The sequence below is a fragment of the Bacillus sp. TL12 genome, from assembly GCF_022625245.1.
GTDB lineage: Bacteria > Bacillota > Bacilli > Bacillales > Bacillaceae_G > Bacillus_A.
In genome coordinates this window covers 1-4,333 of record NZ_JAJJBY010000100.1, presented here as the reverse complement: position 1 = coordinate 4,333, position 4,333 = coordinate 1, and the positions used below count along the sequence as shown (strand labels likewise).

Sequence of the window (4,333 nt, the reverse complement as noted above, 5' to 3'; positions counted from 1 at the left end):
GAAATTATTTATATAGAAAGATTAAATTTTATAAAAATGAAAGTGAATAACAACTATAGAAAATGTTCTAATTTCTATGGTTATAGGATTCTTAATACAATTAATAATATCCTATTTGATTTACAACGATGTAAAAATGAATTTAATTAGAAATTACTTTTTGTTATTAGATACGTATTTAAATAGTTTAATTTTAATTTATGTTATAATAAATTAAAATTATATATTTTATAAATTATAATTTACATAATAATATTATTTCTTTTCTATACAAATGTAATATTAGGGGGAATATGAATGCTGAGTGCATACGAAATAAATATGACCACAAACGAAGTAAAAGAGTATTTAGATATTAGTCACTTCACATTTAATAATTTGATAAAACAGGGACAATTAAATCCAATTAATAAGGATACATGGCGCTTAGATGGGAGCTTTTTATTTAAAAAGGAAGAAATAGAGAAATTAAAAGAAGAACTTAAGGTAGAAGGAATTACTTTATATCAAGCAAGTAAAGAGTACCATATCAGTATGTATCAACTCGAAAAATGGATAGAAGAGGGCGAAATAATTTGTACGATACAGGAGCATCGTAATCGCAAAACAAAATTTGTGAAAGAAGAGGATGTCTGTGAATTGGTACAACAAATAGAACGGAAAAATACAATTTATACATACTCACAAAAGCATAATGTAGTACTATTACAAAGATTTATGAAAGGGAATACGTTAGCACGTATTATCTCCATTCCAAAACGTGGGGATATCATACTACATGATGAATTTGGAAATGATATGACGTTAGAGGATGCAATAAAAGTAGGATATGAGCCTGCCTACGCTTTATCTGATCAACCGCGAAGTCATCATCAAAGATTTGTGAAATTCCGCTTTCCTAAATCTTATCAATATCGAAGTGATACTTTTCAATTTATAGATCTCATATTACAGTATGTATCACCAAGAAACTTAAAAATATCAGTAGAAGATGAATTTTGGTATTTTGATATTCGTCAATCTCTAATATCATTACCATCTGGAATGCAAACCGAATGGATGGATAATTTAGCACCTTATATAATAGAAGGAAAAATGATACCACGTGTTAACAATAGTGTATATTTAGATAGCAATACCCTGACAAAGCCCGTAACTCTCACAAGTAACGAGTATAAATCTATAAAAAAAATTGTAGAAGAAACAAATAGTTCCATCGAAAAATTTATTAAAGGCGCAATTCAAGATAGAATTAATAAGCACTTACTTAATCAAAAATAAAAATTTTATCAACCACAATATAGTAAATTAGGTAAAAAATTCATATAAATTTGCATTGAATTGTTCTATACTACAACTTATAGAGTTATTCTCCAAATCTCTATGTGAGTGGGACTATGCCTTTAACAAAAAAGGATCACTTTTTAGTGGTTCTTTTTTGTTGGAAATCTTTGAGTTAGCATTTAATCATATAAGTTTGGATCATGCAGATACTTCAAAACACCTACATAAATGCTTGAGCTTCCGTAACCTGGTGGAAATGATGTAGGAAAGCGGATTATCAATTGTTCACCTAACGATTATGCGCTGGGTTCATCAATATGGGCCTCAATTAGAAGAGAAAGCACGATATCGACTCATGGAAAGTTGATGAAACCTACGTCAAAGTAAAAGGTCAATGGATGTATTTATATCACACTATAGATTCCGAAGGGAACATCATTGATTTTTACCTTAGTAAATCAAGAAATAAACAAGCAGCCAAGCGCTTTTTCAAGAAGCCTTGGCTTTTTCGCATGTTTCTAAACCTCATTTGTTAGTTGTGTGTACATTTCTAATCATTATTTGGGAGAGAACCCAATCCAACAAGTGATTATTGTATTATCGGCTACACTTCCAACAGAATTGGCAATAGGGTGTGTAGGAAAACAATTTTCTTACGAATATAAGCACAAAAAATTTCCGTTTCAAAGAAAGTGAATGCTCAGATTTACTTGTAATGGGTTTTATGGAACGATCTAATACATTTGATATCAAGTAAAAATTTGTTTGTTATTCAGCTTGTTAGGAGGTTTATATAGATTTTTGAAGAAATAAGAGGAGGATGGACTATTTTTTAGAAGATATTGCATATATTTGGTTATGTATTGGTATTTATTTTTCGTTCGAGTGGACAAAACGATTTCAAAAGAAGGGAAGTGAGGGAACCATGATACATCGGTATGAAATTGATTTTTCTGTGATGTATGGTGGCAAGGAAAGAGGTTTACAATCCACAATCATTCCAGCACGTTCTTTAGAGGAAGCAAATGAGAAATTGAAATCAGAAGTCAAGCGACGATTTGGGAAATGTCATGTGAGAATTGAAACGGCCAATTTATGTGTTTCAAATGATACCAGATATACCATTGTATGAAAAAGTCTTGTTTATACAGCAAGGCTTTTTCTGGTTCTGGTGCAAAAAATTTCAATAATCTTGCAAGTAATCTCCTAAACTTGGATATATTGATAGTATGCCCCTAAAAAAGGTGCGTAATCAGTATATCCAAGTTGTATAGATTTAGTGGAATTCTCCTGAAGATTAGAGCCTTATATGGTAAATCAAAAGTTTAAGGTTCAAAGTCAAGAAGAGAAACTTGTTTGCATACCCTATATTAGATCGACGAAAGGAGGAAAATATAGGGGATTTTTATATTCTCATGCCATTACTGTACTCTATCGAGACCTTCAACAAGTAAGGGAAGAAATTGCATGAGGTTTGAGGAGGCGCCATTGGAAAAATGTACGTGTTAATTCACTAGAAATAGTAGCCACGTACAAAGACTGTTACGTTTCCATTGGTCACTTTCTTATTTGTGCTGGTAATGGGTGTTTGTAAAGGTAACAATACTCAAGACGCCAAAGATGTTTTAGGTTAAGAGATTAATTGCAATTCTGCTGAAGTTTCCTAAACTAAGGGAACAACTCATATCGCTATCAAGATAAGATTTTAACATACCCCCAAAATGAGAATTTCCTTTCTCTACAGTTAGTTTTTTAAGAAGTGAGCTCTTTTTTTGATGTTTATTTTTCTTAAGTTGATGAGCATGTATGGTGACTCCAAATAAGAGAATATTCATGTACTCTCTTGAAGATAAAAAAGAAACGAAGTCCATTTTGACGTCGTTTCTTTTTTCACTCATTATTTTTTCTCTAAAATACGTTCAATCTCATTTATGCTTAATTTACTTGCTTTAGCAATTGTTTCAAGTGGGACACCCAGTTCATTCATACCTTTGATCATTTGTATTTTCCCTTGCTGAACTCCTTCTTGAATGCCTTCTTCTCTTCCTTTTTTTATCCCTTGTTGCTCTGCATGAGCAATCTTTGCAGCTTCATCCATTAACACTTTTTCCCTTGCCTCATAGGCTTGTCGGAAAGAAGAATCTTGGCTCATACGTTCCCACTTGCTCATTGCTTTTTGTAAAATCGGATCTTGATTCATGGCAATGTCCTCCAATGTTTGAGTTAAGTGTTCATCTTCATTTGCTGGAAGTAATAATAACCAACGAACAAAAGAATCTTCCCAGGGATTTACTTGTTCATTCCGCCACTGTTGCATTAATTTCGGAATTTCAACCATATGGACTTCTATATCATCACTCAATATCTTCTGTTGTTGCTTATTCCACAAGATTCCTGTTGTATGGAACTCCTCATATTCTGGAAACATTACAAAGTTTAACAGGTTAATGGTGATGGTTTTGTGAAGAGAACTATATGGCATCCCCTTTTGCAATTGAGACGTATATAATCTCCCCCAATAATACAAACTTCGTTTCATCATATCGTGATTATTATTGAGCTGTATTTCTACATTTACCTTTGTTCCAGTATCTAGTGTCACTGAAATATCTAAAATCGATAATTTATCCTCTTCATGTTCTCGATGTAAATGTGGATCTTCTAACTGTAAAGAAACAATAGGTGATTCTAAAGAATTTTGTAACATTGCATTCAAAAACGCGATTAAAATATCCTCATTACCATTTGTACCAAATAATTGTTTAAAAGCAAAATCGATGCGTAAATTTACTAATTTCTGATTGTACACAGGTTTTTCCTCTCCCTGTCTAGTGCTATTTCTTTTCCTTATTGTACATAAAAACAACTATGACATGCAAACCTTCTCCCTATTCTACATATGTGAATCAAATTTCTAGATTCACTTTTGGTATCAGTTTTTGGAACATAAAAAAATCATAACATTCAATTGTAGTTATCCTTAAATAGTTTGGTTTCAAAAACTTTGTTTTTTTTGGTAAAGGTATTACAATTTACGGTTCTGGTGCAG

General features: G+C 31.8%; 3 protein-coding genes and 1 pseudogene. 3 read left to right on the top strand and 1 reads right to left on the bottom strand.

Annotated features, from left to right (window positions below; all coding sequences use genetic code 11):
• Positions 1-297: 297 nt before the first annotated feature.
• From LOK41_RS27430 to LOK41_RS27420, 3 genes and pseudogenes are all read left to right on the top strand, one after another.
• Positions 298-1,281 (top strand): DNA-binding protein, encoded by a 984-nt coding sequence (locus LOK41_RS27430; RefSeq protein ID WP_241819268.1) that lies wholly within the window; start codon positions 298-300, stop codon positions 1,279-1,281.
• A gap of 220 nt (positions 1,282-1,501) precedes the next feature.
• A pseudogene (locus LOK41_RS27425) lies at positions 1,502-1,825 on the top strand (IS6 family transposase); the annotation flags it as partial.
• A gap of 384 nt (positions 1,826-2,209) precedes the next feature.
• A complete protein-coding gene (locus tag LOK41_RS27420; protein ID WP_241819269.1) occupies positions 2,210-2,416 on the top strand; it encodes a hypothetical protein in 207 nt (68 codons plus the stop codon).
• 765 nt (positions 2,417-3,181) lie between these two features.
• Here LOK41_RS27420 and LOK41_RS27415 read toward each other — a convergent pair.
• Positions 3,182-4,093 (bottom strand): Rpn family recombination-promoting nuclease/putative transposase, encoded by a 912-nt coding sequence (locus tag LOK41_RS27415; RefSeq protein ID WP_241819267.1) that lies wholly within the window; start codon positions 4,091-4,093, stop codon positions 3,182-3,184.
• Positions 4,094-4,333 lie beyond the last annotated feature (240 nt).

Excerpts from the sequence above, each read along its gene's own strand:
- LOK41_RS27430 (WP_241819268.1), top strand. The coding sequence starts at position 298 with ATGCTGAGTGCATACGAAATAAATATGACCACAAACGAAGTAAAAGAG.
- LOK41_RS27420 (WP_241819269.1), top strand. The coding sequence starts at position 2,210 with ATGATACATCGGTATGAAATTGATTTTTCTGTGATGTATGGTGGCAAG.